At 42.4% G+C, this 21,778-nt stretch carries 19 protein-coding genes and 1 riboswitch; of the genes, 13 read left to right on the top strand and 6 right to left on the bottom strand.

Going from position 1 to position 21,778, the window contains the following annotated elements; all coding sequences use genetic code 11:
- Nucleotides 1-6: 6 nt before the first annotated feature.
- From ACTWQL_RS08485 to ACTWQL_RS08470, 4 genes are all read right to left on the bottom strand, one after another.
- On the bottom strand, nucleotides 7-1,014 hold the full coding sequence (locus ACTWQL_RS08485) for a FecCD family ABC transporter permease (RefSeq protein ID WP_443142015.1): 1,008 nt from the start codon (nucleotides 1,012-1,014) through the stop codon (nucleotides 7-9).
- On the bottom strand, nucleotides 1,011-2,018 hold the full coding sequence (locus tag ACTWQL_RS08480; protein ID WP_443142014.1) for a FecCD family ABC transporter permease: 1,008 nt from the start codon (nucleotides 2,016-2,018) through the stop codon (nucleotides 1,011-1,013). Before ACTWQL_RS08480 ends, ACTWQL_RS08485 begins: the two co-directional genes overlap by 4 nt.
- 96 nt (nucleotides 2,019-2,114) lie before the next feature.
- Nucleotides 2,115-3,044 (bottom strand): iron-hydroxamate ABC transporter substrate-binding protein, encoded by a 930-nt coding sequence (locus tag ACTWQL_RS08475; protein WP_443142013.1) that lies wholly within the window; start codon nucleotides 3,042-3,044, stop codon nucleotides 2,115-2,117.
- Nucleotides 2,995-3,840 (bottom strand): ABC transporter ATP-binding protein, encoded by an 846-nt coding sequence (locus ACTWQL_RS08470; RefSeq protein WP_443142175.1) that lies wholly within the window; start codon nucleotides 3,838-3,840, stop codon nucleotides 2,995-2,997. Before ACTWQL_RS08470 ends, ACTWQL_RS08475 begins: the two co-directional genes overlap by 50 nt.
- A gap of 197 nt (nucleotides 3,841-4,037) precedes the next feature.
- Between ACTWQL_RS08470 and ACTWQL_RS08465 the strand changes: the two genes are divergently transcribed.
- On the top strand, nucleotides 4,038-5,090 hold the full coding sequence (locus ACTWQL_RS08465) for an NAD(P)/FAD-dependent oxidoreductase (RefSeq protein ID WP_443142012.1): 1,053 nt from the start codon (nucleotides 4,038-4,040) through the stop codon (nucleotides 5,088-5,090).
- A gap of 244 nt (nucleotides 5,091-5,334) precedes the next feature.
- A complete protein-coding gene (locus ACTWQL_RS08460; protein ID WP_443142011.1) occupies nucleotides 5,335-6,135 on the top strand; it encodes a peptidoglycan-binding protein in 801 nt (266 codons plus the stop codon).
- Nucleotides 6,136-6,367: 232 nt separating this feature from the next.
- On the opposite strand, the gene ACTWQL_RS08455 is transcribed toward ACTWQL_RS08460, so the two are convergent.
- Nucleotides 6,368-7,141 carry a TerC family protein gene (locus tag ACTWQL_RS08455; RefSeq protein ID WP_443142010.1) on the bottom strand — a complete coding sequence of 258 codons (774 nt, stop codon included), beginning with the start codon at nucleotides 7,139-7,141 and terminating at the stop codon, nucleotides 6,368-6,370.
- Between the two features lie 457 nt (nucleotides 7,142-7,598).
- Nucleotides 7,599-9,338 carry an adenine deaminase gene (ade, locus tag ACTWQL_RS08450; RefSeq protein WP_443142009.1) on the bottom strand — a complete coding sequence of 580 codons (1,740 nt, stop codon included), beginning with the start codon at nucleotides 9,336-9,338 and terminating at the stop codon, nucleotides 7,599-7,601.
- 203 nt (nucleotides 9,339-9,541) lie between these two features.
- Nucleotides 9,542-9,643, bottom strand: a riboswitch (purine riboswitch).
- A gap of 397 nt (nucleotides 9,644-10,040) precedes the next feature.
- Here ade and ACTWQL_RS08445 point away from each other — a divergent pair.
- From ACTWQL_RS08445 to ACTWQL_RS08395, 11 genes are all read left to right on the top strand, one after another.
- Complete coding sequence (locus tag ACTWQL_RS08445; RefSeq protein ID WP_443142008.1) at nucleotides 10,041-11,051, top strand: LacI family DNA-binding transcriptional regulator; 1,011 nt, start codon at nucleotides 10,041-10,043, stop codon at nucleotides 11,049-11,051.
- A gap of 14 nt (nucleotides 11,052-11,065) precedes the next feature.
- Nucleotides 11,066-11,665, top strand: coding sequence for a KpsF/GutQ family sugar-phosphate isomerase (locus ACTWQL_RS08440; protein WP_443142007.1), 600 nt, complete (start codon nucleotides 11,066-11,068; stop codon nucleotides 11,663-11,665).
- A gap of 16 nt (nucleotides 11,666-11,681) precedes the next feature.
- Nucleotides 11,682-12,617 (top strand): ribokinase, encoded by a 936-nt coding sequence (gene rbsK / locus ACTWQL_RS08435; protein ID WP_443142006.1) that lies wholly within the window; start codon nucleotides 11,682-11,684, stop codon nucleotides 12,615-12,617.
- A gap of 34 nt (nucleotides 12,618-12,651) precedes the next feature.
- On the top strand, nucleotides 12,652-13,539 hold the full coding sequence (locus tag ACTWQL_RS08430; protein ID WP_443142005.1) for a carbohydrate ABC transporter permease: 888 nt from the start codon (nucleotides 12,652-12,654) through the stop codon (nucleotides 13,537-13,539).
- A 15-nt stretch (nucleotides 13,540-13,554) separates the two neighbouring features.
- Nucleotides 13,555-14,358 (top strand): carbohydrate ABC transporter permease, encoded by an 804-nt coding sequence (locus tag ACTWQL_RS08425; protein ID WP_443142004.1) that lies wholly within the window; start codon nucleotides 13,555-13,557, stop codon nucleotides 14,356-14,358.
- Nucleotides 14,359-14,404: 46 nt separating this feature from the next.
- Entirely contained in the window at nucleotides 14,405-15,505 is a 1,101-nt protein-coding gene (locus ACTWQL_RS08420) for a glycoside hydrolase family 172 protein (protein WP_443142003.1), read from the top strand.
- Nucleotides 15,506-15,568: 63 nt separating this feature from the next.
- Entirely contained in the window at nucleotides 15,569-16,825 is a 1,257-nt protein-coding gene (locus tag ACTWQL_RS08415; RefSeq protein WP_443142002.1) for an ABC transporter substrate-binding protein, read from the top strand.
- A 202-nt stretch (nucleotides 16,826-17,027) separates the two neighbouring features.
- Nucleotides 17,028-19,007 (top strand): hypothetical protein, encoded by a 1,980-nt coding sequence (locus ACTWQL_RS08410; protein ID WP_443142001.1) that lies wholly within the window; start codon nucleotides 17,028-17,030, stop codon nucleotides 19,005-19,007.
- Between the two features lie 339 nt (nucleotides 19,008-19,346).
- Nucleotides 19,347-20,249: a fumarylacetoacetate hydrolase family protein gene (locus tag ACTWQL_RS08405; protein WP_443142000.1), complete on the top strand. Its 903-nt coding sequence runs from the start codon at nucleotides 19,347-19,349 to the stop codon at nucleotides 20,247-20,249.
- A gap of 23 nt (nucleotides 20,250-20,272) precedes the next feature.
- Entirely contained in the window at nucleotides 20,273-20,590 is a 318-nt protein-coding gene (locus tag ACTWQL_RS08400) for a UxaA family hydrolase (RefSeq protein ID WP_443141999.1), read from the top strand.
- The gene (locus ACTWQL_RS08395) at nucleotides 20,580-21,728 is read left to right on the top strand and encodes a UxaA family hydrolase (RefSeq protein ID WP_443142174.1); all 1,149 of its coding nucleotides are present in this window, start codon (nucleotides 20,580-20,582) and stop codon (nucleotides 21,726-21,728) included. Before ACTWQL_RS08400 ends, ACTWQL_RS08395 begins: the two co-directional genes overlap by 11 nt.
- Nucleotides 21,729-21,778: the final 50 nt, after the last annotated feature.

Here is a 21,778-nt window from a genome sequence, read left to right as displayed (position 1 = left end):
CCTCTCTTATTTTTTCAATAACAAATACATGAAATATGGCGCTCCGATCAATGCAACCATGATTCCTGCGGGAATGCCGTTCGATCCGACTAAGTTTCGACCGATCGTATCTGCTAGCAGTAGCAGCCAACCGCCGATCAGAACAGCAATGGGTATAAACATTTGATGACGAGGACCCACCAAAGCTTTAGCAATATGAGGAGCCATCAATCCGACAAATGCAATACCTCCAGTTACGGAAACGGCTGCTGCGGCAAGGGCGATAGCTGTTAAAAGCAGGATGATCCGCTCTTTTTCTATGGAAACGCCAACACCTATTGCTACTGGTTCACTAACACCAAGGAGGTTCAATCGGTTAGCTTTATAGAGTGTAAAAGGGATGAGGATTATCAGCCATGGAAGGATTGCCCATATGAACGGCCAATCCGTCCCCCAAATGTTTCCTGCTAACCACTTTGCGATAAAATCAACTTTTTGACGTTCAGAAGATGAAATAAGAACGATCATGATTCCAGACATCGCCATTGAAAAACCGACACCGATCAATACTAATCGCACTGGTTGGAGGCCGGTCTTTTTATCGTAAGAGCACAGATAGAGCAGGAAACCTGTCAACAGGGCACCAATGAACGCCACAAGTGGTAGCATGTACACAAACGAACCAGCTTCAATCGGAAAAAACAAAAAGAAAATTGCGATCGCTACACCTGCCCCTGAATTGATACCGATGATACCAGGGTCAGCAAGGTCATTACGGGTGATTCCTTGTAAAATCGATCCAGATACAGCAAGGGCCATTCCAGCTAGTAACGTAATTAAAATTCGGGGCAAGCGTATATCAAATAAAATGAATTCTTCTTTAAACGTTCCCTGTCCTAGAATAGTAGGGAGCAGCCGGTCATAGGACAATGCAGCATACCCCGTACTAATACTGATAATGAATGTGATCAGAATCAGTATACTCAGTGACAAAATCGTTAATCTTTGTTTTCGAATCAATGCAGGATGGATCATGAGAATGCTTTCCCTCCTTTTCGAACTATGATAAGGAAGAAGGGGAGACCCATGATCGCGACAATTGCCGCTACCGGTGTTTCAAACGGAGCATTGATCGTACGTCCAAGGGTATCTGCAAGCAGCATGAACGCTGCGCCAAGAACCGCAGACATTGGCAAGATAGAACGATAATCCGTCCCGACGATAGCACGGACGATATGAGGAATCATCAATCCGATGAAGGCCATGTTTCCGACAAGGGCGACAGACGCTCCGGCCAATAAGATAATGACGACAAAAAGAATCGCTTTAATTTGTGTGATTTTCTGTCCAAGTCCGACTGCTACTTCTTCATTCAAACTGAGGATTGTCAATTGTCTTGAAAGCGTAAGGGAAATGAGTATGCCGAATACAATAAAAGGGAAAATGGCCTGTAACTGGCTCCAGGATGTTCCAACCAATCCACCGGCGGTCCACATCGAAACATCTTTAGAAATTTTAAAATAAATCCCTCCACCCTCAGCCACAGCAAAAAGGAATGCTGAAACAGCAGCTCCTGCCAAAACGATTCGAAATGGGGAAAAGCCGCCTTTCTTCATGGATCCAATACCGAAGACCATGATGGCACCGATCGCTGCACCGATGAAACAAGCGATCATAATTCCGAAATAATTAGCTGTCGGTATGAACACCATGGTGACAGCAAGAGCTGCATTCGCGCCAGCAGTCAACCCAAGCAAGCCGGGGTCTGCAAGCGGGTTCCGTGTCAATCCTTGCATGATCGCTCCAGATACAGAAAGTGCAGCACCTACAAGAATCGCTCCAATTTCACGCGGTAATCGTATTTCATTGATCATTAATGCTGCTTCATTTGTATTTTGGAAAGTCAGCGCCAGCCAGACATCCTTGATGGTCGTATCTGCCGCACCGAAAACCATGGAGGTCAAGAATGCACCGATGAATAGGAAAAGCACAAGTATGAATTTAGATATGAAAGTGATTGTTTTTGGCTGTTCATTCATATGTATCGCATCTTTCTTTTATTTAGGGATATAAGATTGAAAAAGAGTGACCTGATGGGCCTTCAGCCTAATAGGTCACCCTGGTTGTTTTAAAAATTACTTACCAAGAAATGCTTCTTTAAAATAGTCGAGTTGATAATCAAGGGTGATCGGATCGTTGAAGTAAAATTCCTTGGCATTCACTTCAAAGACTCGATCGTTCTTGACGGCAGGGATATTTTTATACGTTTCTGTTTCTTGGAACGAATTGTCTGCCTCTGCGTTTTTACTGAAGACGATATAATCTCCAGCAAACTCAGGTAATACCTCAGGGGATAGCGTATAGTAGCCTGGTTCAAGTGCTTCTTCCTTCACTTTTTCAGGCATTTTCAAGCCCATTTCTTGATAAAGGATTTCTGTTCCGCGCCCCCAGTTATTTCCGAATACGTAAAGCTGTTTATCGAAGCTCTCGATGACGGATACGGTAGCGTCTTCACCGATTTCAGCTTTGATTTCTTTGCCAGCTGCTTCTGCACGCTTTTCAAAGTCCTCTACCCATGCTTTAGCTTCTTCTTCTTTATTTAGTAGTTTTCCAATCTCGATGTGTTGCGTCAGGTAATCTACTTTTCCATAGGTATAAGTGACAGTAGGAGCGATTTCTTGCAGCTTATCGACATTTTTGATGTTGGATAACCCGATGATCAAATCAGGATCTAGCTCAATGATTTTTTCCCAGTCTTCATCCGTTACTTCTTCAACATCCTTCAAATCTTTTTCATAGCGTGGATTCATTTTGGACCAGGCGTCGACACCGACAAGAGGGACGTCTAGCGCCATGACATTTCCAGCGAAGGATGAAAGGACGAGGACACGTTGTGGATCAGCGGGCACTTCAACAGGTCCGTTTTCAGATTCATAGGTTATCGTGCCGGATTTCCCATTATCTTTATCTTTTGAATCATTATCACCTTGTTCTGAAGCTGCGTTGCTGCAGGCACTAACCATGAGAAGCAACAAGATTGCAAGCGGGATCAATACTTTTTTCATTTGTGTTTTCTCCTTTTAGTAGATTGTATGTTATGCACATCGGTTTGTTTGTCCGGGGGTCTCTGCCGATTTCAGCATCTATTTGAAATACTTTTTTAAGGACATCACGCGTGATTACCGTTTCGTAGTCGCCAGCTTTAACGATTTCACCATCTTTCATCGCAATGATATAGTCCGCAAACCGGGCTGCCTGGTTTAAGTCATGAAGGACCATGATGATCGTACGCTTTTCTTGGATATTGAGGTTCTGCAATAACTCCAGAATCTCCAGTTGATGAGCCATATCAAGATAGGTGGTCGGTTCATCTAGAAAGATGATGTCTGTCTCTTGGGCTAGAGCCATTGCGATCCAGACACGCTGTCGTTGTCCGCCAGAAAGTGCATCTACAGGGCGATATTTAAAATCGATCGTTCCAGTTACTTCAAGGGCCCAATCAATCATCTCGTAATCTCTTTTCGTCAGACGTCCGAACCCTTTTTGATAGGGGAAACGTCCATAAGAGACAAGTTCACTCACAGTCAGGCCGCTTGCGTTTTCAGGTGTTTGTGGTAGTATCGCCATTTTCTTCGCAAGTTCTTTTGTGTTTTGCTTCGTGATATTTTCACCGTCCAAAACCACGTTTCCGGATTGATGTGAAATGATACGTGTGATCGCTTTCAATAAAGTCGATTTACCACAGCCGTTCGGTCCAATGATCGTAGTGATCTTCTTATCTGGTATCTCGACACTGAGATTTTTGACAATCGCTCGCTCGTCATATCCGATATTCAAGTCTGTTGTATGTAGGCGGACCATCACTCTACCCCCGTATGATTGATATTCAATATCATTGATAATGATTCTCAATATCGCTGACAACATAACTATAAAGTTATATATTTCTAATGTCAACCTTTTTTTGTCATGACAATATTGAACAATCAATATATTTAGTGTATGTTTAAATGAGAATGATAATCAATTGAAGAGTTGGTTATAAGGGGTGTTCGGGGATGGATCAGCAAGAACGATATGATGTGACTATAATCGGTGGGGGACCTGCTGGACTTTATTCAGCATTTTATAGCGGACTTAGGGAGATGAAGACGAAGCTGATTGAATTCCAGCCGAAATTAGGTGGGAAGATCCATGTTTATCCTGAAAAAATGATATGGGATATTGGTGGATTGACTCCGATAACGGGTGCGAAACTGATTGACCAGCTTGTTGAACAGGGTTTGACCTTCAATCCAACGGTTGTTTTAGATGAAAAAGTAGAGGCGATTACACAGGATGAGAAAGGGATTTTCGTTTTGCATGCATCGTCCGGCAAGAAGCATTTTTCTAAAACCGTGATCGTTGCAGTCGGAAGCGGCATATTGAATCCTCAGAAACTTCAGATTCAAGGAGCGGAACGGTTTGAAGTATCCAATTTGAATTATACAGTGAAGTCATTAAAACGGTTCAAAGATAAAACGGTGATCATTTCCGGTGGCGGGAATTCAGCGATCGACTGGGCGAATGAGCTGGAGCCTGTTGCAAAAAAGGTATATGTAACGTACAGAAGAGAAGCCTTGACTGGTCACGAATCGCAAATTACGCAGCTTACGAACAGTTCGATCGAATGTTTTTTCAATACATCGATTTCCAAACTTCTTGCAGGACCTGATCCTTCTGTCATTGATCGCGTCGAACTGATTAATCATGAAACAGGTGCTACAACCCATCTTGCAATAGACGAAGTGATCATCAACCATGGTTATGAACAAGATTCTACATTGATTAAGAATAGTGACATCGACATAAAGCTTGCAGATGATTTCTTCATTGATGGGAATGCGGTTAGTGAATCGTCCATCAATGGTCTTTATGCAGCAGGGGACATCTTGAAACATGAGGGAAAGTTGAATTTGATTGCTGGTACCTTTCAAGATGCAGCTAATGCAGTGAATAAGGCTAAACAATACATCCAGCCAGATGCTGAGGGAACTGCTATGGTTTCTTCTCATAATGATGTTTTTAAAAAACGGAATCGAAAATTGGTTAAGGAGATGATGAGTTCATAGCTTCTGCCTGTGGTATTAAGCTTAAAAATCCACTACACCAGCATAGTATTTTTACATTTCATGGAATTGGTATAGATTATGTAAAATAACCACCTTTTTCATATAGACCATATAGAATACATTATTTCAAGATAATGGATTTATGAGGGTCAAACGTTGTGAATCAGGCTTGTTATACACGGATAATGTCATTCCTCCTCGAATTCTTTTGTGTACAAAGAAATTTGGGGAGGTTTTTGAAAATATGAATACGAAACTTAGAGCCATGTTCATGGTTTTTGTTGTTGGTGCGTTGTTGCTTGCAGCTCCTTCATTTACACAAGCTGCGCTAGGAGACCGTACCTTAGTAAACGGCTCATCAGGATCTGATGTTGCTGAATTGCAAGATTATTTGATGACGAAAGGTGTCTTTCCGTACCACACTTCGACAGGATATTACGGGAACATAACAGAAGAGGCAGTCAAAGATTTTCAGCGGAAACGCAATCTGAAAGTCGATGGTATTGCTGGACCGCAAACGAACCATGCGGTGAAGGTTTTACGATATGGTAACATTGGAAAGCAAGTTATACATATTCAATACCAGCTAAAGCAAACAGGACATTACAGTTCAAGCCTTGATGGGATTTATGGTAAGGGCACTGTGAGTGCAGTCAAGAGTTTTCAGCAGCAACAAGGTCTATTGGTTGATGGTATTGCTGGCCCGAATACAAGATCAGCATTGGATAGTAAGGCGAAGCGAGGTTCTGCTGCAGGTAAAACAATGACGGTAGAAAGCACTGCTTATACTGCGGATTGCGACGGATGTTCAGGTGTCACGAAAATGGGTCTCGATTTGAAAAAGTACCCGGATGCGAAAGTGATCGCGGTCGACCCTAGTGTCATTCCACTTGGATCAATGGTAAAAGTTGAAGGATATGGCGTTGCGATTGCAGCAGATGTTGGCGGAGGCGTGAATGATCATGCAATCGATGTTTTCATTGCAGACCGTGACGAAGCAATCCAATGGGGACGCAAAGACGTACGTGTAGAAGTAATTGAATAGAGTTTGATTAAAAGGCAGACCCGCACATCAAGATGATGAGCGGGTCTGTTTTTATAGGGCACTTAAAGAAAGTATAGAATACTTTCTTCAGTATAAGCGAACTACTGGCTCAGCCCACGCCCAAGGCTTGGCTTTGTCAAGTTTTCTTAGGGAATTACATACGTTCCCAGACTCTTGTTTAAGCAGACGACTCCATACGTAAACCAAGGAAACTAGAATAGCTTTTACATAATTAGTTATTGTTTTCCTGGGATGATTTGTTCCCGGGTGCGAACCATCCTAGTAATGCGATAGCAACTAACACGCCGTAGAATGTAAGGGTCCAAACAGTACTGTGAGGGAAATGGTGGTCCAGTACTCCAATATCCTCATGGGCGAGGGTAATGACAGCTAGCTTAACCCCGACCCAGGCTACGATTGCATAAGCTGTAGTTTCTAAAGCCGGGCGCTTTTCAAGGAGTTGCACAAACCAGGTGGCAGCATACTTGATTAAAATAAGTCCTGCAATCCCTCCGAGCACAACGACGATAAATTGTCCGCCATCCATACCGCCGAAATCTCCGATTGGTGAATCCGGAAGACCAAGGGCAAGGGCAACAGCAGCGAGAATAGAATCAATCGCAAAAGCAAGATCTGCTAAAGCAATCTTACCTACAGTTGGCCAAAATCCTTTTCCAGCAGCTTCTTCTTCTGTGTCCTTGTGAATGTTTTCGTTTTTCTTCCCAAAACGAGCCTGTATAACATGTTTTAAGCCTAAATATAGAAGATAAGCCGCACCAATAGCCTGGATCTGCCATACATTCGCAATAAAGGAAATAGCAAAAAGAGCAATAAATCGGAAAGCAAAGGCCATGAAGATTCCGTATTTGATTGCTTTTTTCTGTTCTTCTTCTGGTAAGTGCTTGGCAATAACAGCGAGGACAAGCGCGTTATCAGCCGATAATAAGCCTTCCAGGCCAATCAGAATTAATAATGTCCATCCATATTCTAACCAGATTGAATCCAAAACGACTCCCCTTTCTAAAAAACCACACACTATCATAAAATGTCGGGGAGGTACTTACAATCAAAAAAACAGAAGTAATCCTCGATTCCCGATTTTTACTAGATTTAAAGTGTTCGTTTAACCTTCCTCTTTATCAGAGGTTTTTTTAAATCCACTTCCTATATACCTTACTACACTTGATAGTAAACTTTTTAAATTCAATGATTATCTTTCCCTTTTTCCACCATCTAATTCTTTATGACTATACATTTCCTCTTTCCATGATGGATAAGATTTTTGACGAGGATGTTGTAAGATCGTGTCTTAGAAATGAAAAGGGGCTGACCCAAAAGAAAAGTGTCAGACACTTAGGTTAGCCCTTCTATTTTACATATTTTTCAGCATGTTTTCGATTATGGTGGATGAGTTTTCGACAGCCATCTATTTGAAGTCTTCCCATTTCATTGCCAAGTTTTCTTTAAAGGCTTACCTCGATGTGCTGAAAGCTTATGACATCAAATAAACCTGAATCAGTCATTTTCAAGGCGGGTATGACGGGTAATGTCAAGAATGAGAGTGTCAAAAATGGATTGAATCCCCCCTGGAACCCGAGAACTCCGAGTGCATGTTTTACTTGGAGAAGACTAGTCTCAACTGTATGGAAGCCTTGATCCGACATCAAACCGGCAATTGTCAGAGGAAGGGAGGCGATCACTTCACCTTTTCTGATGAGTACCAATCCACCATTCATCAACTCAAGTTCATGGACTGCCCTCAGGATGTCAGTATCATTCGTTCCTGTCGCTACGATATTATGGGAATCGTGTGCGATAGTCGTGGCAATCGCGCCATCCTTCAGCCCGAATCCTTTTACGATACCTGAACCGGCATTTCCGGTTTTCTTATGTCTTTCAATTACAACTAACTTTTGTTGATCTCTTTCAATAGAAGGAACAAAAAAGCTGTTTTCAACATCGACGGTTTCTTTTATGTGATTGGTGGTCAGTTGATTCGGGATGATTTCAATGATATTCGCCGTTTTCGCGGTGCCGATTGGAATTTGTAAGTCTTTTTTATTAAGTTCCGGGATTCTCACTGTCTTTTGCAGCATCGGTCCGGGATCTTTCTCCTTCAAATGTGTACTGGCATACACGCCTTCTCGGGCTACAAGCTGTCCAGATTTATAGACTTCTTTGATGTTAATTGAACATAAATCATCCAGGAGTAGAAAGTCAGCTTCGTAACCTGGAGCGATAGCGCCTTTCTGCTTGAGTCCATAGCATTCTGCCGCATTGAGGGAGGCCATCTGGATCGCGGTCAGAGGACCTAACCCATATTCGATTGCTAAACGTACATTATGATCGATGCTGCCTTCCTTGATCAGGTCATCGAGATGCTTGTCATCCGTACAAAATAGGCAGCGCCGTGCATTGTTATGGTTGACGACCGGGATGAGCGACTTCAAATCCTTTGCAACGGAACCTTCACGGATCAATAGATACATACCGCGTCTTAAACGTTCCTTAGCATCTTCAACCGTATTGCACTCATGATCTGTTCTAATTCCCGCAGCCTTGTAGACATTGATGGCGTCAGGATCCAATCCGGCGAGATGGCCATCCATCTGCATGCTGTAATTTGAAGTCATAGTGATTTTATCAATTATCGAGTCAGCAGCTGTTCGCAATGAGGGATAGTCCATTACTTCTGCTAATCCGAGGACTTTCGGATGGTTATAAAAAGGCTCTAGGTCAGACGCTGTCAACTCTGCCCCTGAGTTCTCTACTGATGTTGCCGGAACACAGGAAGGGAGCATGAAATAGACATCCAATGGTATGTTCTTAGAATTGTCCAGCATGAAGTTGATTCCATCCGTTCCTGATACATTTGCGATTTCGTGAGGGTCTGTAATGACAGTCGTCACACCATGGGGAAGGACGACTTTACTGAATTCAGCAGGTGTCACCATGGAAGACTCGATATGGACGTGTCCATCGATGAAAGAAGGACAGATATAACGGTTTTCAGCATCAATGATCTGTTCTCCCTTATACGTGCCGATTCCGACGAACATCCCGTCAACAATCGCGAGATCCCCCTTGATAATCTCAAGGTTGAACACATCGATGATCTGACCGTTTTTAATGACGGTATCGGCTGGTGTCTCTCCATTTGCGATTGCAATCCATTTCTTCAACTGCTTTTTAGTCTGGCTCATATTTTTTCCCTCCCTATAAAATGGAGTTTGTTATGGATAATCTCATCATGCGATATTGGTGAAACTACTGCGTATCGTGCTCGCGGAAAGAGAGTGATTTTTGCAGAAATCAATTTAAGAATAACAGAACCCAAAATAAAAAACCCTAGGTGAATCTAGGGTTTGACATAGAGAAGGATAGTCGGAGGTTTATACGTACACAAGTAACTCCGATTTTTTCTCGTAGTCAAACCATTTACGGTAGTTTGGTAGAAACTTTTGGACCATATCTCCAACATTATACGAGTGGATCAGTTAATAATATTTTGTTTTCAAAATAATTAGTACACATTCTATATGCAGCATTAGTACGTGTCAATAAGGACTAAAGAGGTGCATGTAGAAGTAATTGAATAGAAATTAGATTTTTTAAAGTACCAGGCACTCTTTCAGAAGCTTGCCGGAGAAAAGTTTGGTATCGATGCAAGGCACCTTTCTCGAAGCGTGGGCTAGAAGGGAAAAGGAGCAATTTGTAAAATACCTTAAATAAAATTTAAAATAATCTTGCAATTTGAAAAATTATGTAATATTATAAGAACAAATAATGTGTAAACGTTTACAGAGGTCAACAGCCAGCAACCTATTTTTTTAATCGGTGTGTAAACGTTTACACAAATTTCACTCAAATACTGTAAACGTTTACACATGAACGGAGGGATACATATGGCAAATGTGACAATAAAGGATATTGCCAAAGAGACGGGTGTTTCAATTGCAACTGTATCGAGGGTTTTAAATAATAGCGGGTATGCAAGTGAGGAGATCAGGGAAAAAATCCTATCGACAGCAGTGAAGATGAATTACTTGCCTAATGCAGTGGCAAGGAGCTTGAAGAAAGAGAAGACGAACACGATCGGAGTCGTCATCCCGGATATCACAAATCCGTACTTCATGAAGATATCCAAAGGGATTGAAGATACCATCCATCAATTCGGCTACAATTTGATTTTCGGTAGTGGGGATGAAGACCCTGCAAAGGAAAGGGAAATGTTGCAGGTTCTGTTTGAAAAGAGAGTGGACGCAATTGTACTGGCGACCTCAGGTGACAATGAAGAAATCATCCAAAAAATCAAAAATAGCGGCATCTCAATTGTATTGATCGACCGCAAATTCAATAAGAAAGATCAAGATTTCGATTTTGTCATTGAAGATAATATTAAGGCAGCATACGAGCTGACTAAATACTTATTGGATTTAGGACATACCCGTATAGGGGTTGTGAATGGTTCGTTAAATGTGAGTACAGGTAGCGAACGTTATCTGGGTTATCAGAAAGCAATGCGAGAAAAGGGAATAGATGAGGACCCAGAACTGATTTTCAATGGGGGATTCATAGAATCGGATGGGAAAGAAGCGGTCGACCGTTTCATGGAACAACCTTCTAAACCGACAGCAATCCTTTCTTTCAATAATACAATGACATTCGGAGTGCTGCTCAAATTGATGGAAAAAGGATATGAAGTACCTTCGGATATTGTCGTTGCCTCCTACGGAGAAGTGGAGGCTGCGAAACTACTAAAGCCACCTGGAATCACTTATATGAATCAAACACCTTATGAAATGGGCGTACGGACAGGTGAAATTTTGATTAACCGCTTAATGAAAACTGTTGGGGGTCCGGCACATGAAATATTCGAACCTACTCTCAATGGAAAAAATCTAATACTCGAATGAGGAGGAAATGATCGATGGATTCGCTACTGCATTTAAGAAGGGTGATTGAAGAGGAAGCTTCGGCGATCAAATCACTATTAGAACAGATAGATCCCAGTTATGAAGATGCCCTCAAAATGATTGCTGAATGCAAGGGTAAAGTAGTCATTACAGGTGTAGGGAAATCAGGGCATGTCGGTAAGAAAATTGCAGCCTCACTCTCAAGTACAGGTACACCATCGTTTTTTGTCCATAGTACAGAAGGTGTGCACGGTGATCTTGGAATGATAAGCGAAACAGATGTCGTCATTCTAATATCCAATAGTGGGGAAACGAAAGAAGTACTGAGTCTTCTTCCTTCGCTCAAAAAAATCGGCACCAAATGTATTTCAATTACATCAAAACGAAGTTCAACACTTGCTCAATCGAGTGATGTGGCTCTTACCTATCAATATGAACAGGAAGCCGACCTTCTTGGATTGGCACCCACCACAAGCTCAACGATTACACTCGTTATTGGGGATGCCCTTGCCATTGCGTTATCGACTATGAAGAATTTCACGAAGGAAGATTTCCATTTGTATCACCCTGGCGGAAGCTTAGGGCAACAGTTATCAAAACCTAAAAAGTCTTAAGAAGGATGTAGATCGTGTGAAAATATTAGTGATTGGAAGTTTCATGATGGATTTGGTCGTAAGAACCCCACGTGCTCCTCAAAAAGGGGAGACGATTATCGGAACTGATTTTTCAAGGTTTCCTGGCGGTAAAGGAGCGAATCAGGCTGTATCGGCAGCCAGGCTCGGAGGAGAAGTGACGATGGTTGGTATGTTGGGGAATGACCGTTTTGGTGATGATATTTTGGATGAATTGCAAAACAATCAGATCAATACCAAATTCATTTTACGAAATGATGGAAGCTCTACCGGTGTTGGGTTTGTCACGTTAGAGGAGGATGGAAACAACCGGATCATCATTGTTCCTAGTGCCAACCTGCAGTATAAACCAGCTGATCTCAGCCATGTACAAGATCTCATAAAAGAAGCAGATATCGTTTTAGTCCAGCTTGAAATGGATCTGAAGGTGACTGAAAAAGCAATCACTTTCGCAAAACAATTCGGGATTCCTGTGATCTTCAATCCAGCCCCAGCAAGAACACTGGAAGACCATTTGCTCCAGAAAGTGACCTATTTGACACCGAATGAAACAGAGGCTGAGATTCTCACAGGTGTAAAAATCAAAACTTTAGAAGATGTGAAACACGCAGGTCGCCATTTGGTCAATCGAGGAGTTGAAAATGTCGTAATAACATTGGCTGAGAAAGGGGCTTACATAATAGATCGAAATGGTTGCGAGCATGTTTCTGGATTCCCTGTTGCGATCAAAGACACTGTAGCAGCAGGAGATGCATTCAATGGGGCATTGGCAGTTGCGCTTGTATCTGGAAAGTCATTGATGGAGGCTGTGCATTTCGCTAATGCAGCTGGTGCATTGACCGTTACGAAAGAAGGGGCAATACCATCAGTTCCTTACTTATATGAAGTGGAAAAATTCATACAAAAGTATGAAACAAGCAACAGGTTGAATTGAGTCTATCCCTCGAAAATAGCGAGGAGGAGTATATATGGAAAAAAAGGGGATTAAAAAGGGTTTCACAAAGGAATCATTAACGGCTTATGGTTTTCTGCTACCGAATTTGATAGGCCTGACCGTCTTCATCTTCGTACCCATGGTGTATGCCTTTTATGTAAGCCTTCATGATTGGAATGCTTTATCTCCGAAAGTTTATACAGGCTTTGATAATTATACAAGGCTTATGGAAGATAAAGCATGGTGGAAGTCGGTTTACAGGACGTTCATCTTTACAATCATCTATGTACCAGCCCTTTATTGTTTAGCATTATTTTTTGCAGTACTGATCAGTTACCTGAAAGGAAAGATAGAAGGGTTTGCTAGGACGCTGTTTTTGCTTCCTTACGCAATAACTTCAGTCATATCCGCAGTCATTTGGATGTTTTTATACGATCCTAGGAATGGATTTCTCAACCAATTGTTCAGCTTGATCGGTATACCTCGTCAAGAATTTCTCGGGTCTACTGATCAAGCCCTGATATCAATCATTGTAGTTATCTTATGGATAAACTTAGGGTATAACATGATGATTTTTCTTGCTGCGATCAAGGAGATCCCTAACGATTATTACGAAGCAGCTCGGATTGATGGAGCGACAGGATGGAGATCGTTTTTACATATTACTTTTCCATTGATCAGGGAAACGAGCATTTTCATATTGATTGTAACCACGATCGGCTCCTTTCAAGTATTTGATCAGATCATGGTCATGACCAAAGGGGGACCGGCAGGGGCAACAGAAGTCAGTGTTTTGTACATTTACAAACAAGCATTTGAACTACTAGATATGGGTTACGCTTCTGCTTTAGCTGTCGTATTGTTCGTAATCATTTTCACGCTGTCACTATTCCAACTGAAATTATACTCAAAACAAGATTAAGGGGGTGAGGGGAACGTGAAAAGGTCAAATCTGTTATTGGTAATCATCTTGGTCATTGGGATTCTGATGGTTGCCCCAATCTATTTTCTCATCATCAGTTCATTTAAACAGCCGCAAGATGTTTTCAGTACAAGCTTGAATCTGTCGAATCTAACATTGGATAATTTTAAAGCAGTATTTGAGACGAACATACTTAAGGCAATCTGGAACTCATTTATCGTCTCTTCGGTTGTAACGATAGTTGCTTTGTTGTTTCATTCTATGGCCGGCTATGCATTGGCTCGCTTAGAGTTTCCTTTTAAAAAGCAAATATTTGCATGGATCATCAGTACGTTGATGATTCCCTTCACCATCATAATGATTCCGCTTTATATGGTTACGAAATCGTTAGGAATGGGAAACTCTTATGCTGGTTTAATAATTCCGATGATTTTCAACGCCTATGGTATTTTCCTTTTTCGGCAATTTTACCGTGAATTTCCGAAAGAGCTTGAAGAGGCAGCTTATATGGAAGGGTTATCGATAGCGGGAGCATTCTTCCGCTTAGTGCTTCCTTTATCTAAATCAATCATCGTTCCACTGACAATTGGTTTTTTTACCTTCAATTGGAATAATTATTTATGGCCACTGATCATAACTCAGGATGAAGATCTGATGGTTGTTCAAGTCGCATTGGCGAACATTGTCGGCGGCGGGTATGAAACCTCATGGAGCATCGTCCTTGCTTCTGCCTTGCTAGGTGCGATCCCGACGTTCTTGCTGTTCTTTTTCATGCAAAAGCACCTGGTTGAGGGCATTAAAATGACTGGGATCAAATAAATCGATAGATAACGAATATACAGGATGAATGGAAAGGAGAATTAACATGACATTTTTAGGAACATCACTAAGAGATTTATACAGAGAAAGAACTAACAAGAGGAAAAGGGATTCAAGCTATGATCGGACAGGGGGAAATAAAGATTACTTCGTTTTTCAGCCTGGTGAAAAACAAACGATTTCTGACATTACGGGTTCTGGATGTATTACGCATATCTGGATGACGATGGCTCCTTTAAACGACTCTTTAGAAGCCTATCTTCATAGGAAAGTCGTGATCCGGATGTATTGGGATAATGAGGATAATCCAAGTGTGCAAGCTCCGATCGGGGATTTCTTCGGAATGGGGCATGGAATCACGAAAAACTACGCTTCAGCTCCATTAGCGATGAGTCCAGAAGATGGACGAGCTTTAAATTGTTATTTTCCAATGCCATTTTCAGATCATGCAAGAATCGAAATTGAGAGTGAAGCGGAGGAACCTATCAAATTCTATTTCTATATCGATTACGAGCTTTACGATCAACCGATTGACAGCACATTACGATTCCATGCGCATTGGAAGAGGGAATTGACGAAAGGCGTCGACGATGGTTCCATGTCAAACACGCTTTATTGTTTTGGTGGAAAAAATACGACAGGAGAAAGCAATTACACCATCTTAGAAACGGAAGGGAAAGGCCATTATGTAGGTTGCAACCTTAACATCCATAACCTTCGTTTTACACAAGAATGGAATTGGTACGGTGAAGGTGATGACATGATTTTCATCGACGGGGAGAAGTGGCCTCCGACATTGCATGGTACTGGTATGGAAGATTATTTTAATACAGCATGGTGTCCACAACAGGAAGTCACAACACCTTATCATGGAATAATTCTAGGGGGTGATCAGAATTGGGCAGGTAAGATTTCAGCATATAGATACCACATCCAAGATCCGATTACATTTGAGAAATCCATTAAAGTCACTATAGAACATGGTCATAACAATCATAGAAGCGATGATTACTCAAGTACTGCCTATTGGTATCAATCAGAGCCGCATACAGCGCAGTCCGACATTAAGCCTGTTGAGGAAAGGCTGCCATTGCCTGATGTGCTGCCATTCAATGAGGAAGATAAGAAAAAGTGTTTTGATTATTGAAAAATGTAAGCGTATAGGTTGTGTATCTGTGGATTGCAAATAAAAACGTAGGGGGAAGGTCCAGTGAAACATGTGAAAGCTTTCTGTGTATGCTTTTTGGCTTTGGTCCTGGTTTTCCAGGCTGGTTGTAGCAGTAGTTCCACAAGTTCAGATGATGTCATTACGCTTAGCTTTTGGGATTTCCATTCCGATTCACAAAAGGATTTTTTTGAAAAGCTAGTAAAGGATTATAATGCCTCCCAGGATCGAGTCAAAATCGAATTTAAGTCGTTCAATCAAAGTGATTATGGTACTACTAAGCTGCCTGTCGCTTTTGCAAATGGGGAAGGGCCGGATATCTTCATGGTAAATCCCGGGGACTTTTTGAAATTTGCCGAGGCAGGGATCCTTGCAGATCTTGATGAGTATTTTCCTGAGGGAGCGAAAGAAGACTTCCTACCAGCATCCCTAGATGCTGTAACATATGAGGACAAAATTTTAGCGCTTCCATATGAGTTGGAGTTGCTCGCATTATTCTATAACAAAGATATGCTTGCAGATGCGGGCTTGGAAGTACCGAAAACATGGGATGAACTTTCCGATGCTGCTGAGAAGTTGACGACTGAGGATGTAGCAGGGCTTATTTTGCCTACTGATAAAGCGACGTATTTGAATTTTGTATGGTATCCATTCCTATGGCAACAAGGTGGCAGTGTATTGACTGATGATGGTAAGGCGTCTAACTTCGATTCTCCAGAAGTTGTAAAAGCACTAGATTACTGGGGGAGCTTTTTCCAGAACAGTTATTCACCCTCAAAGCTTCAGAATGGTCCATGGGAGATCGGACACGTTGGTAACGAGACGGCAGCCATGCAAATCGTGGGTACTTGGGATGTCCCTGCTTTAGAACGGGAATATCCAGATGTGCCAATCGAAGTAGCCCCGATTCCAATTCCTGAGGGCGGGACCCATGCGACTGCTGCAGGTGGCTATAAGTTCGCAGTAAATTCGAACAGTGAGCATGTTGAAGAAGCAGCCAAGTTTGTCATGTGGGCGTTTGCAGATGATCCAGATCGGGCTTTGGAATGGTGTACAGATGTCAAATTCGCATACTCACCAAGAAAGTCTGTCATCGAACAGGGGGAAGAAACCTATAACAGCGGCATCCCCAAAATGTTCACCGATGAAATCTATGAGACTGCTATACCAGAACCAAGCTTTAATGCCAAAACGGTAGATACGATTGGAACTGCTTTACAGGAAGTGATGTTTGGAAACGTCAGCGGCAAAGATGCAGCCAAAAAGGCCCATGACGTGATCAATGAATCACTAGGAAACTAGGAAGTTAATAATTTGTAGCGGAAATGAGTGTCCGGATGCCTCTGTATTAAACACATTATTGACTTTTACTAGAATGATGTGTCGGTCGAGGTACCTGGCACTTGTTTTTATACAAAGATGAACGCAGTAAATCTCTTATTATCTAGAACACCATCAGAATCAACATTCAAATTTAATATCCAAAGGAAAGGTTTGAGTGTAAATGAATGGTTTCAAGAAATTCCTTCCGGTCGGTCTTACCGTATTGTTGGTCTTATCAGTGTTTGCAAGCCTCACCTCCTCCAAGAATATAGCAAGCGCGGATGAACCTGAGAGAAGCACGTTCTTCTCAACTGCATATGTTGAAGAAGCAGACTCTTACAATACTGCCAGTGACGGTGATTTATGGGCTTCTTGCTGGGCTGATGATGGCAATCTTTATTCAGCCAACGGTGATGGAAAAGGATTCAGCTTGGAGGGGCCTTTTGCTGATATCGCTGTCAACAAAATAACCGGTACTCCACCTAACCTGGAAGGTACGACGATCGCCCGCAGTGATGAAGTAGGACAGATCTGGAATGATCCGGAGCATTATAATCGTAAGCCTACTGGAATGGTGTGTGTAGACGGTGATTTATATTTAGCAGTCCAGGATTTGAGTAAGGACTTTAATGATGTACCATCCGCGACGATTGTAAAATCCACAGATAAAGGTAAAACTTGGACATGGGATGAAACTGAACCGATGTTTGATGATTATACGTTCACCACGATCATGTTTCTTGACTATGGTCAGGATAATGAAAACGCCAAAGACGAATATATCTATGCATATGGATTGGATTACAATTGGAGGGATTCCTTCAATGACCGTGTTCAAGATCCTACCAAACTTTACCTGGGAAGAGTGCACAAAGATCAAATCCAGGATCGGTCACAATGGGAATTCTATACAGGTAAGGATTCAAACGGAACACCACAATGGTCCGGGAATATTGAAGAAAGACAACCTGTATTACAAGATGACCGGCGTGTTTATCAAGATACCTTCTTTACAAATGATCCTAAGGATATGACCGTGGTGTCCCAGGGCAGCATCGTCTATAACGAGCCTTTGGACCGTTATCTATACACATCCTGGACAGAGTATACGTTTGAATTTTACGAATCACCTACACCATGGGGTCCATGGAAACGGTTTTTATCAAAAGATTATGGCGGTTATCCATGGACAGATACGAAAAATGGTGGTTATGCAACTACTATTCCTTCAAAATTCATTAGTTCAGACGGGAAAACCATGTATGTCCAGTCAAATACATTCATGGGTGGTATCACCAACTATAACTTTTCATTGAGAAAGCTTGTTGTCGAGTCAACTTCCCCATCTACACCTTCAAACCCGAAAGATTCATACTCGAATTTGGCGATCACGGGTGACGGCACTACACCGATTAATAAAGTCGCCCATTTCGGAAATGTCGATTATTTCCATAATGGAACCAGGCTTGAGTCAGAAGACAGTTGGAGCAATGAAAGGAAAACAGAGGACTGGTGGGGGTACACTTGGAAAAAGAACTACAACTTGAACAAAGTCGATTATACGACTGGTAAGATGTTCCCGGATGGAGGGTGGTTCAAAGAAGACTTGAAAGTACAAGTCCGCCAGAATCATGAATGGATTAATGTTTCCGATATGTCGATAACACCGGAGTATCCTTATGATAATTCAGCAGGCCCGAATAAGACTTACACATTCGCGTTTGAAGACACCTGGGGGGATGGGGTCCGTATCATCGGGGTTCCTGGAGGTGGTGTCACTTTCACTTCAATAGGGGAATTGGCAGTATATTATGCGGATGATAAAGAACCTCCTAACACGAAGCCTTTTACAATCAGTAATGGAGAATTGTCGGAGGAAGACGGGATTCTTGTGAATGCATCTGTGAGCCGTACACTGGATACAAGAGACCATGAAGGTAAAGAAACCGTCATCTTTCAGTTGTTGAAAAATAAAAAACAAGCTGATTTCGTTGCTTTGAAAAAGGACATCCAGGATGCTGAGGAATTAAGTGCCTATTTCAAAGTGAAGGATGATCTCAAAAAATATAAGGTGAAAATATTCACAGTCGATTCTCTAGAAAAATTCATTTCTGGTGACGATTATGCAGTGTTATCAAACGAATTGACGATAGCTGAATGACCTAAATCAAAGATAAAGACATTATTCCTTTATTTATGAAAAAATGGTTTGATTTGAAAAGAGGACATCCAATCCGTTATTTGGTGTAAGAGGCTAGTGGTTTATCAAGAATTTCTGCAAATAACGTCTCTGGTGTCCTCTATTCTTGTCAATGCCTGCAGCTCGGACAAAGGGCACATTGGAAAACGTGGTCAGCCGATTGAAACAGAGCGGCGAAGTAGTATCCCCGAAAGGGGCTTACCAGCAGATATTCATTTTAGGTGAAAGGGAAGTATGCACTGCACCATACCTATAATAAAAGAATGCGGTTTTATAATATAAAACAAATGGAGGTCAATAATGAGAATCATCCGCTTTGTAAATGATCAAGATACACCGGCATTAGGGGCCGTAACAGATGAAAATAAGGTTTACAGATTACCATATCATAGTTTTCTGGATCTTCTTGAAGAATCGAAGAAACGACAAAAAAGGCCTCTTGATCTTGTTAATATCGTCGTATCTAAAGAGGACCCTCTTATCCGCGATATAACGGAACTCAGCCTGTTGGTTCCAATCGAAGCAAGGGAAGTGTGGGCGTCTGGCGTTACGTATATGCGTTCAAAGGAAGCGAGAAATTATGAGGCGACAGGTGGGAAGCTGGATGCAGATACGTTTTACGATAAGGTTTATGATGCAGATCGACCTGAAATTTTCTTCAAATCAACTGTCGATCGGACGATTGGAACGGACGAACCGATCTATTTGCGCAGCGATTCAGATTGGCAGATCCCAGAACCAGAGCTGGGTTTAGTCCTTGATTCTGATGGCTCCATCCTGGCCTATACCATCGGAAATGACATGAGTTGCAGGGATATTGAAGGGGAAAATCCATTGTATTTACCACAGGCTAAAATCTGGAAAAATTCCTGCTCGATCGGCCCTTCGATCCGTTTGGCAGAGACCGTAAAAAATCCGTATGAATTCAAGATCATCTGCCGTATCTACCGGAATGAAAACCTGGTTTTTGAAGATTCAGCAAAGGTCAGTCAATTGAAACGTAAATTGAATGAATTGACCGATTATCTTGTGAAAGACAATGTCGTGTTCCCTGGAACAGTACTGTTGACCGGTACATGTATCGTCCCCCCAAATGAATTCACATTGAATGATGGGGATCAGGTAGAAATTGAGATTCCCGGAATCGGGTTGTTGAAAAATCCAGTCAAAAGTCAGGTCGGACATCAATCCATCGTGTCTTAACTTGTTCAGGGAGGAATGCACAGATGAACGGGCAAGCATTAATGATGAAACCGATTGATACCGTAGCAGTGGCGTTAGAGCCTTTGGAGAAAGGAGCGACTGTTGTTCTGCGGATCAATGGAGGGACTGTGTCGATCGAATTGCATGAAGACATAGAGTTCGGTCATAAATTCGCTGTCAAAACGATTCAACAAGGTGAAGACGTCAAGAAATATGGTGAAGTGATCGGTGTTGCCTCCAGTGACATCCAGATCGGAGAACATGTCCATATCCATAATTTAGAAGGAAAGAGAGGAAGAGGTGATAAGATTGGCCGAAAACATGCAACTCATGGGCTATAGGCGCCCCGATGGCCATATCGGAATACGCAATCACGTCCTTATTTTACCCACGATCACTTGTGCGACACAGGCTGCCCAACGGATTACCGAATTGGTGGATGGGACCGTCACATTCATCCATCAACATGGCTGTGCCCAGGTCGGGGTGGATTATGAACAAACATTCCGTACTTATGCTGGGATGGGGAAAAATCCAAATGTGTATGGTGTTGTCGTTCTGGGATTGGGATGTGAAACACATCAAGCAAGAAGCGTGGCGGATGATATCAGGGAAAGCGGTAAACCGGTCGAAGTCGTCTCGATCCAGGATCATGGTGGGACACTTACTGCGATAGCCGAGGGAGCAAAGGCCGCAGTAAAAATGGTACAGGAAGCATCTATGGAACAGTTAGTCCCGTTTGATTTCAGTGAATTGATCATAGGAACTGAATGTGGGGGATCAGATGCATGTTCAGGGTTATCAGCGAATCCGGCGGTCGGCACCGTAAGTGATATGATTGTGGATCGCGGGGGTACGGCGATTCTTGCAGAAACGACAGAATTGATCGGAGCGGAACACCTGCTAGCAGAGAGGGCGGTGGATGATCATGTCTCAAAACGTGTCTATGAAGTCATCGAGGCGATGGAAAACAGGGCAATCCGTATGGGTGTAGATATCCGGACAGGAAACCCGAGTCCTGGAAATGTCAAAGGCGGTTTATCGACTCTGGAGGAAAAATCGCTTGGTGCCGCGACCAAAGCAGGAAGCCGCGCTTTGCAAGAACTGGTCAATTATGCAGAACAGCCAACGAAAAAAGGCCTCGTCTGGATGGATACTCCAGGTCATGATATCGAACAGTTGACAGGGATGGTGGCAGGCGGAGCCCAGATCATCCTGTTTACAAGTGGACGTGGGACACCTACCGGCTCTCCGATTGCACCAGTCATCAAGATATCGACAAATACTACGATGTACGAAAGTATGGCTGAAAATGTCGATTTGAATGCCGGTACTATCATAGAGGGAAAAGAAACAGTCGATGAAGTCGGACAGCGAATCATGGAGGAAATCACACAGACATGTGCTGGAAAGAAGACTAAATCGGAAATCTTGAAGCAGCATGATTTCGGTATCTGGAGAATCGGACCTACCTTTTGATGATTGGCTTTGTCAAAAGATGATAATGAGTTCTTAAGTGAATTTTGAGC

Origin of the sequence: Pseudalkalibacillus sp. R45 (genome assembly GCF_052246725.1) — a bacterium.
Taxonomy (GTDB): Bacteria; Bacillota; Bacilli; order Bacillales; family Fictibacillaceae; genus Pseudalkalibacillus.
The sequence above is the reverse complement of the archived record's forward strand: the minus strand, read 5'-3'. Positions and strand labels throughout refer to the sequence as shown.